The 18,137-nt window shown below is 64.8% G+C and carries 18 protein-coding genes; 12 read left to right on the top strand and 6 right to left on the bottom strand.

Annotated features, from left to right (window positions below):
* Positions 1 to 51 precede the first annotated feature (51 nt).
* Together ABD832_RS07870 and ABD832_RS07865 are read right to left on the bottom strand one after the other, a co-directional pair.
* The gene (locus ABD832_RS07870; RefSeq protein WP_344890505.1) at positions 52 to 759 is read right to left on the bottom strand and encodes a DUF998 domain-containing protein; all 708 of its coding nucleotides are present in this window, start codon (positions 757 to 759) and stop codon (positions 52 to 54) included.
* An 85-nt stretch (positions 760 to 844) separates the two neighbouring features.
* Positions 845 to 1,525 carry an NADPH-dependent F420 reductase gene (locus tag ABD832_RS07865; RefSeq protein WP_344890503.1) on the bottom strand — a complete coding sequence of 227 codons (681 nt, stop codon included), beginning with the start codon at positions 1,523 to 1,525 and terminating at the stop codon, positions 845 to 847.
* Positions 1,526 to 1,591: 66 nt separating this feature from the next.
* Here ABD832_RS07865 and ABD832_RS07860 point away from each other — a divergent pair, with 66 nt between their 5' ends.
* Positions 1,592 to 2,146 (top strand): YciI family protein, encoded by a 555-nt coding sequence (locus tag ABD832_RS07860; protein WP_344890500.1) that lies wholly within the window; start codon positions 1,592 to 1,594, stop codon positions 2,144 to 2,146.
* 84 nt (positions 2,147 to 2,230) lie between these two features.
* Here the strand turns inward: ABD832_RS07860 and ABD832_RS07855 are convergent, their stop codons facing one another.
* Entirely contained in the window at positions 2,231 to 3,370 is a 1,140-nt protein-coding gene (locus ABD832_RS07855; RefSeq protein WP_344890497.1) for a serine hydrolase domain-containing protein, read from the bottom strand.
* Between the two features lie 170 nt (positions 3,371 to 3,540).
* On the opposite strand from ABD832_RS07855, the gene ABD832_RS07850 reads away from it, so the two are divergent.
* Together ABD832_RS07850 and ABD832_RS07845 are read left to right on the top strand one after the other, a co-directional pair.
* On the top strand, positions 3,541 to 4,080 hold the full coding sequence (locus ABD832_RS07850) for a PadR family transcriptional regulator (protein ID WP_344890494.1): 540 nt from the start codon (positions 3,541 to 3,543) through the stop codon (positions 4,078 to 4,080).
* Positions 4,081 to 4,192: 112 nt separating this feature from the next.
* Positions 4,193 to 4,513, top strand: a complete 321-nt coding sequence (locus ABD832_RS07845; protein WP_344893378.1) for a PIN domain-containing protein — start codon at positions 4,193 to 4,195, stop codon at positions 4,511 to 4,513.
* Positions 4,514 to 4,598: 85 nt separating this feature from the next.
* Here the strand turns inward: ABD832_RS07845 and ABD832_RS07840 are convergent, their stop codons facing one another.
* Positions 4,599 to 5,084 (bottom strand): hypothetical protein, encoded by a 486-nt coding sequence (locus ABD832_RS07840; RefSeq protein ID WP_344890492.1) that lies wholly within the window; start codon positions 5,082 to 5,084, stop codon positions 4,599 to 4,601.
* 666 nt (positions 5,085 to 5,750) lie between these two features.
* Between ABD832_RS07840 and ABD832_RS07835 the strand changes: the two genes are divergently transcribed.
* Entirely contained in the window at positions 5,751 to 6,182 is a 432-nt protein-coding gene (locus ABD832_RS07835; protein WP_344890489.1) for a hypothetical protein, read from the top strand.
* A gap of 729 nt (positions 6,183 to 6,911) precedes the next feature.
* Here the strand turns inward: ABD832_RS07835 and ABD832_RS07830 are convergent.
* A complete protein-coding gene (locus tag ABD832_RS07830) occupies positions 6,912 to 8,042 on the bottom strand; it encodes a helix-turn-helix domain-containing protein (RefSeq protein WP_344890486.1) in 1,131 nt (376 codons plus the stop codon).
* Between the two features lie 185 nt (positions 8,043 to 8,227).
* On the opposite strand from ABD832_RS07830, the gene ABD832_RS07825 reads away from it, so the two are divergent.
* The 3 genes from ABD832_RS07825 to ABD832_RS07815 all read left to right on the top strand — a co-directional run bounded on the left by ABD832_RS07825 (position 8,228) and on the right by ABD832_RS07815 (position 12,103).
* A complete protein-coding gene (locus ABD832_RS07825; protein ID WP_344890483.1) occupies positions 8,228 to 10,264 on the top strand; it encodes a SufS family cysteine desulfurase in 2,037 nt (678 codons plus the stop codon).
* Between the two features lie 490 nt (positions 10,265 to 10,754).
* Positions 10,755 to 11,249 carry a SigE family RNA polymerase sigma factor gene (locus ABD832_RS07820; protein ID WP_344890481.1) on the top strand — a complete coding sequence of 165 codons (495 nt, stop codon included), beginning with the start codon at positions 10,755 to 10,757 and terminating at the stop codon, positions 11,247 to 11,249.
* 2 nt (positions 11,250 to 11,251) lie between these two features.
* Entirely contained in the window at positions 11,252 to 12,103 is an 852-nt protein-coding gene (locus ABD832_RS07815) for a hypothetical protein (protein ID WP_344890478.1), read from the top strand.
* A gap of 353 nt (positions 12,104 to 12,456) precedes the next feature.
* Here ABD832_RS07815 and ABD832_RS07810 read toward each other — a convergent pair whose 3' ends face one another.
* Positions 12,457 to 12,780 carry a helix-turn-helix domain-containing protein gene (locus tag ABD832_RS07810; protein WP_344890475.1) on the bottom strand — a complete coding sequence of 108 codons (324 nt, stop codon included), beginning with the start codon at positions 12,778 to 12,780 and terminating at the stop codon, positions 12,457 to 12,459.
* A 472-nt stretch (positions 12,781 to 13,252) separates the two neighbouring features.
* Here ABD832_RS07810 and ABD832_RS07805 point away from each other — a divergent pair, with 472 nt between their 5' ends.
* The 5 genes from ABD832_RS07805 (at position 13,253) to ABD832_RS07785 (ending at position 18,130) form a co-directional block, all read left to right on the top strand.
* Positions 13,253 to 13,516: a CopG family transcriptional regulator gene (locus tag ABD832_RS07805; RefSeq protein WP_344890472.1), complete on the top strand. Its 264-nt coding sequence runs from the start codon at positions 13,253 to 13,255 to the stop codon at positions 13,514 to 13,516.
* Positions 13,513 to 13,926: a PIN domain-containing protein gene (locus tag ABD832_RS07800; protein ID WP_344890469.1), complete on the top strand. Its 414-nt coding sequence runs from the start codon at positions 13,513 to 13,515 to the stop codon at positions 13,924 to 13,926. The genes ABD832_RS07805 and ABD832_RS07800 overlap by 4 nt, the downstream gene beginning before the upstream one ends.
* Positions 13,927 to 15,010: 1,084 nt before the next feature.
* Positions 15,011 to 16,228 (top strand): nSTAND3 domain-containing NTPase, encoded by a 1,218-nt coding sequence (locus tag ABD832_RS07795; protein WP_344890466.1) that lies wholly within the window; start codon positions 15,011 to 15,013, stop codon positions 16,226 to 16,228.
* Positions 16,183 to 16,994 (top strand): IS5 family transposase gene (locus ABD832_RS07790; protein ID WP_344890464.1). Its coding sequence is split into 2 segments (ribosomal slippage): positions 16,183 to 16,525 and positions 16,525 to 16,994, totalling 813 coding nucleotides; the frame shifts between segments, so codons are not numbered across the junction. Before ABD832_RS07795 ends, ABD832_RS07790 begins: the two co-directional genes overlap by 46 nt.
* Positions 16,952 to 18,130 (top strand): hypothetical protein, encoded by a 1,179-nt coding sequence (locus tag ABD832_RS07785; protein WP_344890461.1) that lies wholly within the window; start codon positions 16,952 to 16,954, stop codon positions 18,128 to 18,130. The genes ABD832_RS07790 and ABD832_RS07785 overlap by 43 nt, the downstream gene beginning before the upstream one ends.
* Positions 18,131 to 18,137: the final 7 nt, after the last annotated feature.

Below are 18,137 nucleotides of genomic sequence, written 5' to 3'. Positions count from 1 at the left end.
GCCCGTGAGATCACGGGAACACCGGCCGCGTGCCTGCGGAGGCGTCCCGTCTCACCGCACGGTCCGGCGCGAGACGATCCGCGCCACGACGATCTGCCACGCGGCGTACGCGAGGACGAGGATCCGCTCCGGCCATCCGATCGGGACGTCGGGGCCGAAGCCACCGTCACCGGCCCCGAGCAGGACGGCCTGGGCGACCATGAACATGACCAGCGCCGCCGCGGGCAGCGCCGCGCTCCACCACAGTCCGCGCCTGACGGTGGAGAACGAGCCGTCACGGGCGAGCCCGAAGGTGATCAGCAGCGCCGCGACCGGGAGGAACATCAGCGCGAGGCCGGCACCGAGCCCGTGCAGCGTGCCGCTGGTGGACAGCTGATCCTGCGGGGTGCCCAGGGGATCGGTGACGAAGACGCCGCCGGCGACCGTGCCGGCGGCCACGACCGCCAGGACGACCGCGCCGATCCGGGCGGGGAGCCGCCGGGGCCGGGCGAGGAGGGCGATCGCCAGGGCCCCGTAGCCGGTCGCGGACAGCAGGAACGCCACCGTCATGAGCCACCCGAGGTCGCCGAGCGCGTACTCGCTGGTCGTCTGCCAGCTCGTCGAGACGTCGGGACGGATGAGGTGGAGCAGGGCGAGCAGGAGCAGGAACGCGATGCCCGCGATCGACGAGACGTCGGCGGCGCGGGCCGGGAACGACCGCTCCGCCGGTACGGCCGTGCGCCGGTCGTCCTGCGGGGGCGAGGGAGGTGTGAGGGTCACGATGCACTTCTTCCTGGAGCCGGACGGCGTCCTCGGAAGGTGGTAGAAGCCACGTCGCGGTTCTCGACATCGGCCGGTCCGGGCGTCAGCGCCGGGCGTCGTCCAGCTTCGCGCGGAGCGTCGCGGCGTCGACGGGGACTCCCGGGGACTCCCGGAAGTTCTCGGTGTCTCCCCCGTAGACGAGGCCGTACGCCGGGGTCCCGGGCTGGAAACGCCACCCGTCCGCGAGCATTCCCGCGTCCACGGCGTCGTACCCGATGCGGTCGAGGAACGCGGTCGCCTTTTCCTTCGCGTCGGCGTCGTCGCCCGCGATCGCCAGGGCGCTGCGGTCCGCCGCGCCCGAGAGCCTGGCCAGCGCCCGCAGGTGCCCGAAGTAGATGTTGTTGAACACCTTGACGACCCTGGACGTCGTCAGGTGCCGCTGCAGCAGCTCACCGGTCGTGGTGGACGCGTCGTCGAGCTCCGGGATGTTCCCGTCCCGCCCGGGATAGTAGTTGTTGGTGTCCAGCACGACCTTGCCCGCGAGCGGCTCCACCGGAACGTCGCGGTAGGCCCGCAGCGGAACGCTGACGACCACCAGGTCACCCGCCTCGGCGGCCTCGGCGGAGGTCGCGGCGCGGGCCCCGGGACCGAGCTCGCCGACCAGTTCCCTCAGCGTCTCGGGACCTCGGGAGTTGCTCAGCACCACGTCATGGCCGGCCGCGACGGCGAGCCGGGCGACCGTGCCGCCGATGTTCCCGCTGCCGATGAATCCGATGGTTGTCATGGCGACCACCAACCTTCCCCTCCCACCTGTCATTCCCGGCGCCGCGATCATCTAGCCTGACCGGCCATGGAGTACTTCGTGTACGGCCGCGACCGCCCCGGCGCCTTCGACCTCAAGATGAGCCTGAACGACGACCACTGGTCCTTCATGGACGGGTACGGGAGGCTCCTGATCGCCCGCGGACCCACACTGAGCGGCGACGGCGACGACGCCGAGTCCACGGGCAGCCTGCACATCGTCGACCTCCCGGACGCCGAGGCCGCCCGCAGGTTCGCCCACGAGGAGCCGTACTACCGCGCCGGGGTCTTCGAGTCGGTGCTGCTGTGCCGTTTCCGCACCCCCCAGGGCCGCACCATGTGGGACTTCACCGAGGCCGTCGACGGCTACGGCCGGTTCCTGGTGATCACCACGGGCGACTCCGCCCCCGTACCGGTCCCGTCGAAACACATGATCGTGTACGGCGAGCTGCTCACGCTCGACGGCGAGGCGCGGCTCGGCCGGGCGGCCATGGTGGAGGCGCCGGACCCGCAGGCCGCCGCGGCGATGCTGCCGGCCGGGGACGGCCGTACGGAGGTGCATTTCTGGCGCTTCGGCGGCAGGCCACCGAGCGCCACCGCGTGACCCGCGGGAAAGTGCTCCGGGTGCCCGCGCCTGCCTTCTGAGGGACACACGACGAGCGCGAGAAAGGAAGGGACTTTTTCCTCCTCACCTCCGCCAGGCGTCCAGGCAGCGTGCCATGAACCGGAAGGGGACGGCCTGCCCCTGCACCTGGTCGACGGTGCCGGCCAGGTGCAGGTCGAGCTCAGGACAGTGGAAGAGCCAGGTCCCGGTGACTCCCGAGTGCCCGACGAGCGTGACGGGAGGGCGCCCCGACGACATGAGCCGGCCGACCCGGAAGAACATGGTGCCCAGTCCGTACCGGAGGATGGGGATGTCGCGCAGCCGGTTGCGCCGCTCGGTGAGCAGTTCCAGTGAGCAGGCGTCATCGAAGAGGTCTCCGTCGAGCAGCGCCCGCTGGAAGACGAGAAGATCGTCGGTGGTGCTGAACAGGTCGTTTGAGGACTCGATCATCGAGGTCAGCTCCACACGGCGCTGCTTCGCATGAAGCGGTGAGGGCGCCGCGGTCGCGGGATCCGGCGGGCGATGTCCCGGGAGCCAGGTGTGCATGAGGCCGAGCGGACCGAGGATCCGTTCGGTCAGCAGCTCGGCGAACGGCCGGCCGGTCACCGTCTCCATGATGCGGATGAGCAGCTGGAAACCGGTGTCGGAGTAGCGGGCCTTCTGCCGGGCGGCCGTGAGGTCCTGCGGCTCGAAGTGCGGGCGCTGCTCGCGTGTGGCCCGCATCGTGTCCTCGAAGGTCCAGGCCACGTCCTGACCGGCGACGAGGCGCTCGTGCAGGCTGGGGCCCTCACCGCGCTTCTCGAAGTGGTCCGGCAGTCCGGACGTGTGACTCGCGAGGTGGCGCACCGTGATCGCGGACGTCCGGTCGACCCCCCTGAGGACATGGAGCCCGCCGATCGTCTCCGCAGGCAGATAGTCGCCGATCGGCGCCGCCAGTTCGAGCTCGTAGCGCTCGTACGCCTGCAGCACCAGCGTGACGATGAAACGCTTGGTGACGCTCGCGATGAAGAACGGGGTGTCGGGACGCGGCGGGTGACCGTCGGCGTCGGCGGGCCCGGCGGCGGCGGACCAGCGCTGTTCCCCGTCACCGCTTGTGACGGCGACGTTGGCGTGGTGTACGCCGCGGTGCGCGACGAGGCTCTCCAGCAGGCGCGTGAACCGCGCGTTGACGTCGTCGGGAACGCGATTGTCGTGGGCGAGGGTCGTGGCGAGCGGCGATGTCACGTGAACGTCCCCTGTCTGCGTCTTCTCGAGGTGCCCCCGGGGCCACGCCCTCCACCGGCCGGGGCGGGGCCGGTCGGCATCGGTGACGGCCGCCGTGACCATGAGCATCACCTCTCGGGGGTGATGACATGTCTAATAGACATGTCTATGAGAGTCAATAGACTCGACCGGTGGCCCACGTGATCCTCGGTCTGCTCCTGATCGCCCCGCAGACCTTCTACGACCTCATCAAGGGATTCGAGGCCGGCATCGCGCTCTTCTACAGCGCCAGCTCCGGCAGCATCAAACGTGCGCTGGACACCCTGCTCACGCGAGGGCTCATCGAGGTCGCCAGCGTCGAGGCGGCAGGCCGGGGACGGAAGGTGTACCGCCTGACCGACGCCGGTCGCCAGGAGTTCCACGCGTGGATGACCGGGGACCTGACCGGGCCCGACCTGGAGACCGCGGCGCTGTCCAGGCTCTACTTCCTCGGCCTGCTGGAGCCGGCCGAACGCGTACCGGCGCTCCGCCGCATCACGGCGCGCATCGAGGCCGACCTCGCCACCCTCTCGGCCCTCGACGAGCACCTCGGCACCCCGGACGTTCCCGAGGAGCACCACGACCTCGCCACCCACCAGCGCGCGACGCTCGACTACGGCATCGCCTCACACCGCTTCGCGCTCGACTGGTTCCGCGCCCACATCGACCGGCACGAGCCGCCGGACCACTGACACCGCACCGGGTCCCGGCCGGGCCGGTCGACCGTCTCGGCAAGGTCGTCGCCTCCGTACGGCGGCACGCCCGGTGGCGGCGATCCAGTCGTATTGAAGAACTGGAAGGACCCTGCTTCTTCCAACGACGATCTTGATTGAGGCCGGTTGGACGATCAACCGGCATATGGGCCCTGCCGTACACGCCCAGTTCCTTGATCTTGTGACCGAAGAGTTCGAACTGGTCGATCTGCTTCCTGCGGACGTGCGGCGGATGGCCGAACTCGTCCGGCTCTACAGGGACGCCCGGCTCGATCCGGCTGACGTGTCCGTGGTCGCCATCGCCGAGCGTCTGGGCGTCACGCGGATCGTGACGATCGACCGACGAGATTTCACGCTCATCCGCCCTCTGCATGTGCCGGCGTTCACCTTGCTGCCAGAGGTGCTCGCGTGAGGGGCGGCGAGGGGACGACGGGAATCGAACCCGCGCCGTCGTCTTGAGAGACGACTCTCTGCCACCGGAGTCGACGGCATGACGATCAAGCTCTTGACCTCAGTCGTTTCCACCATGAAGGCCTGATGACGCGGGCGGTGGTCCCGTGCGGTACCTCGCCTGTGACGGCGTACGTGAAGAAAGCCTGAAGGTCATGCTCGGTCCCGTTGTCGATCCGCTTGGCGACCTTGTTGTGTGGATAACCTCGAAGTCCCTGGGGGCTCTCCACGGCGGCGGCGTTCTCGACGGTGCAGTACGCCCATACCCAGTCGCTGTTTCGGACGATCATCTCGCCCAGGTACGCCCCCGCACTCATGATCACGCTGTGGGTGACCTCGGGGGACGGTTCGGAGGCGGCGAACTCGGTGCAGTAGGCGTCAAGATGGTGAATGAGCGCCGGGTCCCAATCGAAGAAGTATCCGTCTTCACGTGTGTGCTCGACGAAGTGCCCGGCCAGGCTGCGCATGTGCTCCGCCGTCTCGGCGTCGCTCGGTGGCGGTGGCATCTCCTGTCGTGAGTTCCTGCTCACCATCGACTCCTACGTCCCGCTCCAGATCATCGGCGCAGCTTCTCACGACACGGTCTGAGAACGAAAGCCCTGTTTACGTCGCATGCACCTTACTCACCCGATCGTCCCGTTTTTCGCCAATCTAACTTGTGCTCTGTGCTCGGTTGGTCCTGGCTCGCGACAGGCAGGACGATCGTGTCCCTGTTGCGATGACCGGTGGGCCGTGGTGGGGAGCATGCTCCTGGCGATCATCTTGAAGCCGGGACGTTCCGCCGGAGACCGCTTCAGACCAAGGACGAGTTCGCCTCGGCATTCCTGACAGGCGGGCCGGTCGACCCCTTCTTTCGGCTTCCGTTGTGCCGGCACGCGTCTGTCACGTGATCAAGGTCCTGACCGCCTCCTTGTCAGGACAATTCAAGCCGTCGAGGCTGCTGAGAATGAAACTTTCAGTGGTCAAGCTGAAGTTTCGTGGATCGCGTCTCCGTGTATTTCCTGCTCGTTACAAGGGTGGCGTGACCGATGATACGTGAGATGTTTTTGAGGCCGGGCCTCGAATGGCCATGCTGGACGGTCCAAGATCTGTTCTATAACCTCCGGGTGGTCCAGCACTTTTGAATGATGAGGTGTGAATTGACCGAACGCTCGCGGGGACGTCGCCTGACGACGCCGATCGCACTCGTCATCACGGCATTGGCCGCGATTCTCCTGCCCGTCACACCCGCCCATGCCGCGTACGGCCCGGATCAGCAGGTCTACGTTCAGGTGACCGCCAACGACGGATCCGGAATGCAGCTGGCCCGCCTGGAAGGGACCGTCGCGTTCGACGATTCCAACACGAGGTACCGCTACTCGCTGAACCTCTGCTGGCAGAGCGGCTCCTATCCCCAGCCGTACTTCTCCATCAAGGTCAACGGCTCGCCCGCGGGCTCCCCGGTCTGGACCGGTAACACCTCGGCTGCCGGGTGCCAGCTGGTGGCCCTGTACAGCGCCGACGTCAACGTCGGCAGCGCCGTCTACAACCTCAGCTTCGACGTGACCGCGGGCTGGTTCAGCAGCAGCAACGGATATCAGCACAGGACGCGTACCAAGAGCAGCGGCATCTACGACAATCCCTTCAACTGAGCCGCGTCACGTGATCGCCGTCCGGACCGACGAGCGGACGGCATGGCCGGCAAGGCGGAAGGCGAGGACGGAACATCCGTCCCGGTCGGCCGAAGACACACCCCTTGTTCCCTGACCGGGAACAGGGGGCGTGTCATGACAGCGGAGCGCAGGCTGAAGGTTCGGGGAAATGAAGAGGAAGCCGTACTTCTCGTTCACGGCGAACTCACGATGCCTGCCGGCGAAGCCCGGTCATAGGTGAAGTCCATCCAAGCCGTACGTCACAACCGCCGCACGGCGGTACTGAGCCACCGGTTCGAAAAATTTCGGTACAGGGTTTCTTGAAATGCTGTGATGCGGGTGAGAGACGGTATTTCTCCTTCCCGTGAGTCCCGTGGTGTCGACGATGAGTGAAACCCGACCCCGTGGTGACGATTGCCCGCATTCGCCCTTGAGCTCAGGCGACACCATCGGGGAAAGATTATGCGTCGTTGGCACCGGGTTCTTGAACGACGGTTCCCTGATGGTAGAGAACCGTCCATCCATGAGAATCGTTCTGCCAGATCGTGTCGGCGAAGTACGGGCGAGAGCGCTCAAGGACCGAGGGCCTCCCCGCCCCGCGCGAAACAGGCCTGCGCTTCGCCATCGCCCAGGACGGCGGGAGATGCGTGTGCACCTCGATCACCCCCGGCAGCCCGCGCCGGGACCCGGTCGCCCGTACCGCGTCGTCCGTGCCCCGACGTCGATGGGTCAAGCGGTAATCCGGGTCATCTCCCGCAGTTCCCCCCGGGTCGACTCGCAGTCCATCGCCCGTAGCCGGGCCAGCACCGGTCCGGCGTCCACGTTGAATCGCAGTTCCTCCGGGCAGCTCTCGACGATCCGCCACAGCAGGGCCATGGCCGCGCCCGAGTCGCCGTCCATCGCGTGCGCGGTGGCCACGGCCAGCAGGTGCCGCGCCTGGCGGTCCTTGTCGGGGAGGCGGTCGGCGTCGACGCCCGCCGCGAGGCGGATCGCCTGCGCGTACCGGCCCATCCGGACCGCGACCGCCACCCGGTGCAGGTCCACCTCCAGCGCGAAGTCCGGGCCCAGCCGGTCGCCGATCTTGCGGGCGTGGTTCAGCAGCTCCTCGGTTCGCAGCACGTCGCTCTCCTCGGCGGCGGCGAGCGCGGCCGTCAGGTAGCAGAGCCCGGTGACCTCCGGCGACTCGGGCCGGTCGTCGATCACCGCCAGGCACAGCCAGCGCGCGTCGGCGTACCGGCCGAGCGAGACGAGCACGCCCGCCAGCTCGGCCTTGGTGATCGCCGAGCCCGCCGAGGAGGCCACCGCGCGATCGGCGGCGACCAGGGCCAGCGCGTGCTGGCCGCAGCTTCGCAGCAGCGCCGCGACCAGCCGGTACGCCTGGGTGAGGATGGCCGTACCGGCCTCCCGGTCCGCGCCGGTGGCGACCCTGGCCGACAGGTCGGCCGTCGACAGCAGTGCCGGCAGGCGGCGGCGCGTCTCGGTGTAGCGATGGGGCGAGCGCTGCCAGACCTCCCATGCCGTCGTCACGTGGCGCCGTACCCGCGGCACGCTCTGGGGCGCCTCGCCGGTGAACCGGCCGGGCAGCAGCAGCGCGTTCCCGACCTCGTCGAATTCGCCGTGGTCGCAGGCGTGCGGGAGTTTCGCCCGGCCGCCGACGAGCTCGGAGAGATCCTCGACGCGGAGCACTTCGGCGATCCGCATGATGGTCGACAGCCGGTCCAGGGGTCTCACCCCGTTCTCGACCAGGCGGAGCCATTCTTCACTGCAGCCGACCAGGTCGGCCAGAATTCTCCGGGTAAGGCCGCGCGAGCGGCGCCTGGCCATGATCCGCGCGCCGTCAACCAAGAAATCGCCGGCCATGCCGCCACATTAGGTGAGGAATTCGAGACCCTCGGTGGCCGGAAACGACGGCAACTTCTTGCCATTCATACCCCCCTGAAATGTGGGTTATACTGAAGGGTTCGCCATGACGCAACTCCAGTTGGATTCAGCCGGTCGGGCTCCGCCGACACTGCCGCTACACCATTCGGCAGGAGGAGACCACGATGGCGATCGACGTCGAGTCGATTCGGAAGGAATTCCCGTTTTTCGAAACCGCCCCTGACGGTTCCCGCCCACCCGTATACCTCGACAGCGCCGCCACCACACAGAAACCCGCCGTTGTCCTGGACGCGCTGAACCACTACTACATCCGCACCAACGCGAATGTGCACCGGGGCGTGTACCGGCTGGCCGTACAGGCGACAGAGCTGTACGAAGGGGCGCGAAGCACGATCGCCGCGTTCGTGCGCGCACCGCGGGCCGAGGAGATCGTGTTCACCAAGAACGCGACCGAGGCCGTCAACCTGCTGGCCAACTCGTTCATCTGGGCGGACGGACGGCTCCGCGTCGGCCCCGGCGACGAGATCGTCCTGACCGAGATGGAGCACCACTCCAACCTGATCCCCTGGCGGCTGCTGGCCGAGAGGGTGGGGGCGACGGTCAGATATCTCGGCATCACCGACGACGGCCGCCTGGACCTCTCCGACCTGAACGAGAAGATCAACGAGCGGACCAAGGTCGTCGCGGTCGTGCACGCCTCGAACATCCTGGGCACGGTGAACCCGGTCGCGACGATCGCCGCCCGCGCGCACGAGGTCGGCGCACTGATGGTCGTCGACGCGGCCCAGTCGGTCCCGCACCTCGGCATCGACGTCACCGCGCTGGGAGCCGACTTCGTCACGTTCTCCGGCCACAAGATGTGCGGACCCACCGGAATCGGCGCCCTGTGGGGCAGGTACGAACTCCTGGAAGCGCTCCCGCCCTTCCTCGGCGGCGGCGAGATGATCGAGAACGTCACGGTGGACGCCATGCACTACGCCGCGCCCCCGCTCAAGTTCGAGGCCGGCACACCCCCGGTCGCGCAGGCCGTCGGCCTCGGCGCCGCCTGCGACTTCCTGAACAGGATCGGCATGGACGCGATCGCCGCCCATGACCAGGCCCTGATCGAGTACGCCCTGGACCGGCTCGGCGACGTGCCCGGCATCCGCTTCATCGGCCCGACCGGCACCGCGAACCGGCTGCCGCTGCTGTCGTTCGTGGTGGACGGCATCCCGCTGCAGCGCATGCGCGCGAGCCTGGACGAGGCGGGCATCGCCGTCCGGTCCGGCAACCACTGCGCGCAGCTCGCGTGCAGCAGGTTCGGCGTCCCCGCCGCGATCCGGGCCTCGTTCTACCTGTACAACTCTCCCGACGAGGTCGAGGTCCTCGCCGAGACCCTGGAGACGGCCACGAGGTCCAGGACCGCCGTGACCGCGGACACCTCCTTCGACGTCGGCCAGGTACGGCCGTACAAGGACATCCTGCTCCCGTCGATCTTCCAGCCGTGGGCGGAGCACCTGGTCGAGGCGCTGGCGCCGGCCCCCGGTACCAAGGCACTCGACATCGGCACCGGCCCCGGCACCGTCGCACGGGTGCTGGCCAGGGCGGTCGGCCCCACCGGCGCGGTGGTCGGCACCGACCTCAACCCCGCCATGCTCGCCCTCGCCGTCGAATCACCTTCCGTCGACGGCGCTCCCATCCAGTACGTGGAATGCGGCGCCACCCCGCTGCACGTCTCCGACGAGGCGTTCGACCTGATCACCATGCAGCAGGTCCTGCAGTTCGTTCCCGACCGCGGAGCGGCGCTGGCCGAGATGCGCCGGGCCGCCCGCCCCGGCGCGCGGATCGCGATCGCCACCTGGCAGCCGCTGCACCGCAACCCGCTCTTCCGTGCCCTGTACGACGCCGTCGCCACCGTCCTGGGCCCCGACAGGGCGGATCTTTTCGAGGAACCGTGGTCCCTGCCCGGGATCGAGGTCGCCACCCTGGCGAAGGAGGCCGGTTTCGTCGACGTCGAACTCCGCGAGTGGACGCTGCCGGCCACCGTTCCCGGCGAGCCCGACGCGATCTGCTGCCTGTTCGACTTCTCCGCGGTCAGCCCGTACATCGGTTCGCGTCGCGCCGACCTCACGGCCGCCGTACGCGCGAACCTGGCGCACTGCACGGACGGGACCGGCGTCCACTCGGAGACCGCGGTGACCCTGGTGACCGCCCGAGCCTGACCGCCGCTCTTCCCCGCGAAGGCCACCTCCCGCCGGGAGGTGGCCTTTCCGGCGCCCTCCACCCGTCCCCGGCCACTCTCGGGGGTCAGCCGTCATCAGACGATCGTGAGAGGCCTGCCTGGAACGGCCCGCCCTCGTCACGGCATGCCGGGATCATGCCGCACGAAAGATCCCGGACGTAAGCCGGCCGCTCCGGATCGCGTCACTCCTCGCCGGAGAAGCGCTCCCACGCGGATTGGCGGGTGATTCCGAGAGCCTGGCCGACCTCGGTGGACGGCTTTCCGCAGAAGGAACACCGAGCGAGTTCGGCCAGGGTGTCAGGCGGTGTCACAGCACACTCCTAAGGTGTCAGGGAGCCCTGACACCTCTTGCGCGCGTCGCACGTACCCCCGCCCGGCTCTTCCCGTCTTTCCTTGGTGTGTGGCACCTGTCATCCGAACGCGTCCCCCGGACGGTAGTCATCGCCGGGGCAACGAAACGGAGATGACGGATGGACGATGGATTTGCCGAATATGTGGCGCACCGGCGCTTACGGCTGTGCCGGATGGCATACCTCCTCACCCAGGATTGGGGCACAGCCGAGGATCTGGTGCAGACCGCACTGTCGAAGGCCTGGCTCGCCTGGCGGCGGGTCGAGGGCAACCCCGACCCGTACGTCTATCGGATCATCGTGAACACCCACGCCTCGTGGTGGCGAAGGCGCTGGCGCGGGGAGGTGCCGGCCGCGACCGTCCCCGAAACGGCCGATCCACGCGACACGTCCGCCGAGGTGGACGACCAGGCCGTGTTGTGGAGTGCGATCGGCACGCTTTCCCCGCGCCAACGTGCGGTGATCGTTCTGCACTACTTCGAGGGACGGACGCTCACCCAGGTCGCGGACATCGTCGGTTGCTCACCGGGGGCGGTGAAGCGCCAGCTCAGCCGGGCACTCACCCGTCTTCGCGTCGATCCGGACATGCAGACCATGAAGCTGGAGAGGGTTTAGCGATGAGGCACACCGAGAGTGAACTGCGAAAGCTCCTGACCGAGCACGGCGGGGAACGGGCCCACCACGGACCGTCCGTTCATCTCGACGCGATCGTGAAGCGGGGGCGCCGCACGCGCCGTATTCGGCGGGCGGTGACGGGCGGGACGGCGGCGGCCTTCGCCGTCGCCGCCGTCGGACTGGTGAACGGTCTGCTGACCGGGCCATCCGGGATGGCCGAGACGATGGTCGCCCAGCGTTCCGCGGACTCGGCCCAGGTGGACCCCGGACCGAAGCTTCCCGAAAAGTTTCCCGTGGTGCTGGGAGCCAACAAATTCGACCTTCCCCTCATTCATTCCCAGCGGTTCAAGACGGAAGGCGTCACCCGGACGGTGACCTTCACCCCGAGCAGTTTCTTCACCGGGTACAAGGTGGTCTGCGACGATCCTCGGGCTTGGGTCGTCACCTCACATCAACTCAAGAGCGGCGAGGGCGGCGGAACGGCCGGACGCTGCAGGGAGGGGGTGGGTGGACACCACGACCGGCTCTCGGCGCCCTCCGATTGGCTGAAGCGTCCGCAGTCCATGCAGGTCTGGGTCTTTCCGGCGGATGCCCCGGTCAAGGAGGTGGCGAAAGCCGTCACAGGCTGCCGGCCGATCTGGAAGTCGAAGGGGTGTGACGAGACGGCCCAGTCCCGCGAACTGATGCACCCCGAAGTGCGCGAACGTCTGCTGGCCGAGATCGGCGAACAACCAGGAGGGTGGGCCGTCGGGATCTACGACCGCTCCGCCACGGCCGAGCCCGCGCCGAACGGCGAACCTCCGGCGAACATCGAACCTCCGACGGAAGGCACGTCCACGCCGGCCGGCCGGTAAGGAGCGCTTCAGGGACAAGCGTGTCCTTCGATTCCCAAAGCGGCGAAGGCCCCGGTCCGGATTTACATCCCGACCGGGGCCTTCGCGCGTGGAGCGGGGGACGGGGATCGGACCCGCGCTGTCGGCTGAGAATCATCTACTGACCTTGGCGTCCCGAACCGGGAAACGGGGGACGGGGATCAGAGGGGGCGAGTGAACCGCGCCGAGTTTCGTGGACTTTGTGGTCTGCCCCGGGTCCGGTGGAGTTGATGTACCCCGAGTTCGGTGGAGTCGGGGCACATCAGGTGAGCGGTCCCTGTCACTCCTTGTGCGTTCCTGGCTGATGGCGTGGTTGATCCGCCTGCTTCGTTCGGCTAACCGGCCAGGAGGTCGATCTGTTCCGCTTGGTCGTCTCCCACGGAGATGGTGAACCGAACACCTATCGCTCTGCCGATCCGGTCGAGCATCTCCAGCGTCGGTACTCCACCACCCAGTTCGATACGCGACAGAGCCGGCTGGGAGATCCCTGCTCGCTTGACGACCTCGGCCTGAGTCAGGTTCCTCGCCACACGCACCTCACGGAGCCTGTCTCCGAGAGTCATGTCCCGGACGGCTCGTGTGTACTCGGGGTTCTCTTCGGTCTCGGCTTCCATGAGCCGTTTGGCCTTCAGGGTCTTCCACGTGCTGTGTCCAGCCATCACGATCTCCTGTCGAAAACGTGGACGACGGTCATGTCGTGTTCGAGCCGGCAGGTTTTCTTCGCTTTGACCGCACGCTCCACGTCATCATGCTGTGGCCCGTTGCGGGTCTTGCAAACACCGTGAGCAGAACGATCGCCCTACCTCCGGGTCTCCAGAACGTGATCCGCCAGGACCGTTCCCCGAGGGGCAACCTCAACTCGCTGACGCCATCACGCGGACTTTTGACCTGATCGCCATCCGGCAGGCCACCTCTCTCCGCGAGATACCGGTCCACCTTCGCCATCGCCCGCTGGAACTGCCCGAACGGCAACCCCGTCTGTTCTGGCACGGATCCGGCACGTGATCAACGCCGCCCAGGAGACCTGGACGAGTAACCAAAAGCGAGAAGTGGACGCAGGGCAGACCTGGCGCTCAGCTCCCATTGGGCGTGGCCATCGCCGTCGGTAGCATGAGAGGTAGGATAGAGAGCATGAGTGAGCCTACCGGCAAGTACTCGATCACCATGCCGCGTGACATCGCCGAGGCCGCACGGTCCCGGAGCGGCCCTTCCGGTCTGTCCGCCTACGTCGCCGCCGCCGTCGCTCGCCAGATCGAGCGCGACAACCTCAGCGAACTCATCCAGGTCGCCGAGGCCGAGCATGGCCCCATTGCCGACGACGAAGTCCAGGCACTGCGCGACCAACTCAACCAGGCCCGGCAGGGACAGGCCCACCGTGGGGCGGACACTGCATGACCCGTTCTCTCGCCACCCCCGGCGGCACGCTGGTCCTCGACAGCGAGGGACTGGCCAAAGTCGTCTTACGTGACCGCACGGTCACCACATGGCTCACCCTCGCCCGCGCCGACGATCTCCGCGTCATCACCTCCGCCGCCACCCTCGTCGAAGTGGTCCACCCCCGCATCAACCGCCCGGCTCTGGAGTGGTCGCTGTCCCGCCTTGTCGTTGAACCGGTCACCGAACCGATCGCCCGCCACGCCGCCGCACTTCTGGCTGGCGCCGGCCTGCACGGGCACAAGTACGCCATCGATGCGATGCTCAGCGCAACCGCCCTCGCTGCCCCCGGCCCCGTTACGGTTCTCACCTCCGACCCGGAGGACCTTGCCGCCCTGTGCGGCGGACGCGTCACCGTCATCAAGGTCTGAGCCGCGCGCGATGACGAGCATGACGGAGCGGTGGGAGCGACGAGAGCCAATGGCCCGAGAAGATCGGACAACCTGGAAACGACGAAGGCCCGGCTCGGGAACGCATCCCTGACCTGGGCCTTGAAGCGTGGAGCGGGTGACGGGAATCGAACCCGCGCTGTCAGCTTGGGAAGTCTCTAACCCACCTGGGCGCTGAGCTGGCGAAATGCTGACCTGCGGGGGAGTGCTTCGGTTGCCCGTGATTCCCCGTCAGTTCCCCTTGCTCCCTCTGCTGACGGGCACGCAACGGGCACGGCCTGGGAACCCCGTGCGGACGCACACGCCCCCTCCACCGGATCTTCCCGTCTGCCTCGTCCCACCCCGGAGGGGCAACAGCTCGGGGACGGAGGATCAAGGCCGTCTTCGCGTGTACGCCGGCCGGTAGACGTTCCTCGATCATGGGATGCCAACGATCACAGACGGCCTTGATCCGGAGGAGTCGAGATGTTGGGCTTGCCTGGGACGAGGGAGACGGGAAGATCCGGCTCCTACCTCAGCTACCTACGGCCCTCGGGGTGCAACATCGATCATCCCGGAGCCGAAGTGCCCCCGCCGGAGGCACAGCGGTTTTCAAGAGGACCGTGTTCTTGACTAGGCCATGCCCTACCACCCAGGCGGAAGCACCTCATGCGCTCTTGATCACCAAAGGTTATCCCGCAAATATCCCCCGAACTCCCCAGTTCCCATTGAGGATGATGCAGCTACAGACCATCCCTCTCACCTGCGAAGGCTTGTCTATTACATCATCGGACATACCAAGCACAGTGCCGGTAGCTCACGAGCGTTGGTCGCCTTAAGCGTCTGTTGATCATGTGCACGCTGTCCCATGGAGAGGCAGCCGGCCTGCCCGGACTGCTCCACACATGACCAACCGGCCGAACCGGCTAGTCATGTTTCCCGCTTCACCTGTAGGTGTCGAAGCAAATGACTCTTCTAGTACACAATAGGGATGAATCCTGCTTCAAGCCGTAGCATACAAGTAGATGGTGCTAACCTCGCCATACACCTCACTCGTGCCGCTCAAACTAAGAAATGAGGATTCGAAATGGACCTCATGGACTTCCATAAGCTGACGGACTTCGACTTCGAATGTCTCTGCAAAGATGTATTCGAGAAATTACTTAATGTCAGGCTGGAGATTTTCACATCCGGAAGTGACGGCGGTATTGATTTAAGATACATGAATCGTTATGGCGACAAGGTGATCATCCAATGCAAGCATTGGATGAAAAGCGGCAGGGCAAAGCTTGTCCGACATATGTTAAATGAAGAACTTCCCAAGGCGAGAAATCTTAATCCGACACGTTACATAATTGCATCTACAGTCGAAATGACCAGAGATGCGAAAGATAAATTATACAAAGCATTCGATCCATTTATAGTCTCTCCAAGCGACATCTATGGGGCTCATGAGCTTCTATCCATAATAGGAGATAGCCCGAATATAGTAAGAAAATACATGCGACTTTGGCTCAGCGATGCCAACATGCTTGAAGCTGCAATCTCAAAAAATATTTTGTGGCGATCTGAGCATTTTGCTGAAGAGATAAAAGAAACATTGAAGACGTATGTCCCCTCTAGCAGCTATAGGCATGCACTCAAGATGCTGGATGCGAACCACGCATGCATAATTACTGGAGGCCCAGGAGTGGGCAAGACATCTCTAGCCCAAGTACTCAGCGCACATTATGCATACTCAGGTTATGAACTAGTGGAGATCTCGGAAAACATTGAGGACGCTTATCGAATGTGGGAGTCCGAGGCTAAACAAATATTTGTCTACGATGACTTCCTCGGCCAGAGCACTCTTGAAGATAAGCTATACAAGAATGAGGATGCCCGACTAATATCACTAATGAAGAGAATTGGCAAAGATCCTCACAAAAGACTCATATGCACAACGCGCAGCTACATTTTAGCTCAAGGCAAAAACCGCTATGAACGCCTTGATCGTGAGAATTTTGAGCCAATTACCTGTGTTGTAGACCTGGATTCATATAGCAGGGAGACGAAAGCTAGGATTCTCTACAACCATACATTTTGGTCAACCTGGCCAGCCGTCGAGAAGGCGAAACTCGCCCAGCCCGAGAGTTATCGGAAGATTATTGATCACATAAACTTCAACCCGCGGGTCATATCCGATGTCCTAACAGCTCGTTTCAAAATGAGCGGTGTGTCGGCTGGTGACGGCAGACTCAAGCGGACAAACTCAACCGCGTGTCTTCCCCCGACCTCGTTCCAAATGATCTATGGGAGCGCATAGCTCCGCTCCTGCCGCCCCATCCACCACGCCGCCGACACCATCCAGGACGGCGGCCGATCGACGACCGCATGGCCTTGGCCGGCATCGTCTACGTGCTGCGCACCGGCGTGGCCTGGCGCGATGTCCCGGCCTCGACCATCGGCTGCTCGGGAGTGACCTGCTGGCGGCGACTACGCGACTGGACCGAGGCCGGCGTGTGGCCACGCCTGCACCAGCTACTACTGGACGAATTGCGGGCCGCGGGCCTGCTCGACCTGAATGATGCCGCCATCGACGGATCGCACGTGCGCGCCCTCAAAGGGGGGACCACGTCGGCCCGTCGCCGGTCGACCGAGGCCGGCCCGGCTCCAAGCACCACCTGATCGTCGACGCGCACGGCACGCCGCTGGCAGTGTCGGTGACCGGCGGCAACCGCCACGACGTCACCCAGATGCTCCCCTTGCTCGCGGCGATCCCGCCCATCCGCGGTGTACGAGGCCGACCTCGGCGCAAACCCCGGCGGCTGTACGCCGACCGCGGCTACGACTACCCCAGCCACCGCCGCCACCTGTGGAAACGCGGGATCAAACCGGTCATCGCCCGACGCGGTAGCCCGCACGGCTCAGGACTGGGAACCATCCGGTGGGTGGTCGAGCGGACCTTCGCCTGGCTACACCAGTTCAAACGGCTGCGCATCCGCTACGAACACCGCGCCGATCTCCATCAAGGTCTGCTCGATCTGGCATGCAGCCTCATCTGCCTGCGCCGACTCCGAACCTCATTCTGAAACCGTCAGTAAGTAGACCTTACGATCCCACTTGGGGCGACATCACGACACAGCTATCAGTTAGCTTGGATGACCCGACGCGTGTATGGAGGCATATCTTCGATAATCAACTGACGGAAAAGGAAAGAATTCTTCTAGCTACCTTGTTTTCTCTAGGAGGAGATTCGCTGCTTGAGGAAATAAGAGAAGCGCTCCTACACCGAGCGGACTGGGATGTTTCCCAGGTCAGACGCAGCCTCCAAATCCTCGATGGCACTTTTATTAAGGTATACCACGAGCAGTCGCACCAATACGTGGAGTTCAGCAACCCTTCTGTAAATGACTTCGTTATCCGGAAAATGAGAGACGAAACTGGATTACTGAGAAACGTTCTACTTAATGCACATTCGTTCGACCAGGTCGCCAACATTTGGTTCTACCATCCCGACGCCAACACTTGCGCAAGTAATTATTTCAGCATTGATCTGCGCCACTTATCTTGCGAAATAGAAAAATCCGCACTGTCAACTCTAGAGGCGTCGAATATTTCCGCACGCAAGCTAGTTGGCCATCTAGCTACAGCGCTCGAAATTTCTGACAAGCTCGGCCTTACTCGTCTTGGTGAGCACGTTGCAACTTATCTTAGCAAGCAAGGTTGCATCTACGGTGGACAGCATGAAGATATCGCATATTTAATTAGAAAAGTTGCTGATTCTCCGAATGCTCACATTCGCAAGCACCATAAGGCGGTTCTTATGGAGGGCCTCACGGCTCTATTTAATCGCGATCGCAGAAATAAAGGACTATTTATAGCCGCTATCTATGCGCACAGGCTGGCCGAGTTCGTGGACGAGAGAGTGCTGCATGATATTGATGACCAAGCGGCAGCACGGGCCGACCACCTGATGGAACTTCAAGAATTTGGTTCTCCTGATGAGGAGATTGACGATGAAGAGCTCGTGTCCGCGCTTGAATACATGAGTATTTTCTCAAATTTTCATGACCGCTGGCCGGGGGCCGGTGAAATTATGGATGACCGCGGCCTTAATTTCGGCGATTATAGCGATGAGGAGGAGGGAGACGAGGAGGGTGATCCTAAATGGACAGACGGTCTCATCTACACCATTATGAGCTTTTTGAAGCGCGCCGATGATTAGAACTAAA

Source organism: Streptosporangium longisporum, assembly GCF_039534895.1.
GTDB classification, from domain to species: Bacteria; Actinomycetota; Actinomycetes; order Streptosporangiales; family Streptosporangiaceae; genus Streptosporangium; species Streptosporangium longisporum.
This window is presented reverse-complemented; position numbering and strand designations above follow the sequence as displayed.

What these genes read in the sequence shown, in the direction of transcription:
- ABD832_RS07865 (WP_344890503.1), bottom strand. Translation starts at nt 1,525, where the DNA reads ATGACAACCATCGGATTCATCGGCAGCGGGAACATCGGCGGCACGGTC.
- ABD832_RS07860 (WP_344890500.1), top strand. Translation starts at nt 1,592, where the DNA reads ATGGAGTACTTCGTGTACGGCCGCGACCGCCCCGGCGCCTTCGACCTC.
- ABD832_RS07840 (WP_344890492.1), bottom strand. Translation starts at nt 5,084, where the DNA reads ATGGTGAGCAGGAACTCACGACAGGAGATGCCACCGCCACCGAGCGAC.
- ABD832_RS07830 (WP_344890486.1), bottom strand. Translation starts at nt 8,042, where the DNA reads ATGGCCGGCGATTTCTTGGTTGACGGCGCGCGGATCATGGCCAGGCGC.
- ABD832_RS07825 (WP_344890483.1), top strand. Translation starts at nt 8,228, where the DNA reads ATGGCGATCGACGTCGAGTCGATTCGGAAGGAATTCCCGTTTTTCGAA.
- ABD832_RS07820 (WP_344890481.1), top strand. Translation starts at nt 10,755, where the DNA reads ATGGACGATGGATTTGCCGAATATGTGGCGCACCGGCGCTTACGGCTG.
- ABD832_RS07815 (WP_344890478.1), top strand. Translation starts at nt 11,252, where the DNA reads ATGAGGCACACCGAGAGTGAACTGCGAAAGCTCCTGACCGAGCACGGC.
- ABD832_RS07810 (WP_344890475.1), bottom strand. Translation starts at nt 12,780, where the DNA reads ATGGCTGGACACAGCACGTGGAAGACCCTGAAGGCCAAACGGCTCATG.
- ABD832_RS07805 (WP_344890472.1), top strand. Translation starts at nt 13,253, where the DNA reads ATGAGTGAGCCTACCGGCAAGTACTCGATCACCATGCCGCGTGACATC.
- ABD832_RS07800 (WP_344890469.1), top strand. Translation starts at nt 13,513, where the DNA reads ATGACCCGTTCTCTCGCCACCCCCGGCGGCACGCTGGTCCTCGACAGC.
- ABD832_RS07795 (WP_344890466.1), top strand. Translation starts at nt 15,011, where the DNA reads ATGGACCTCATGGACTTCCATAAGCTGACGGACTTCGACTTCGAATGT.
- ABD832_RS07785 (WP_344890461.1), top strand. Translation starts at nt 16,952, where the DNA reads ATGCAGCCTCATCTGCCTGCGCCGACTCCGAACCTCATTCTGAAACCG.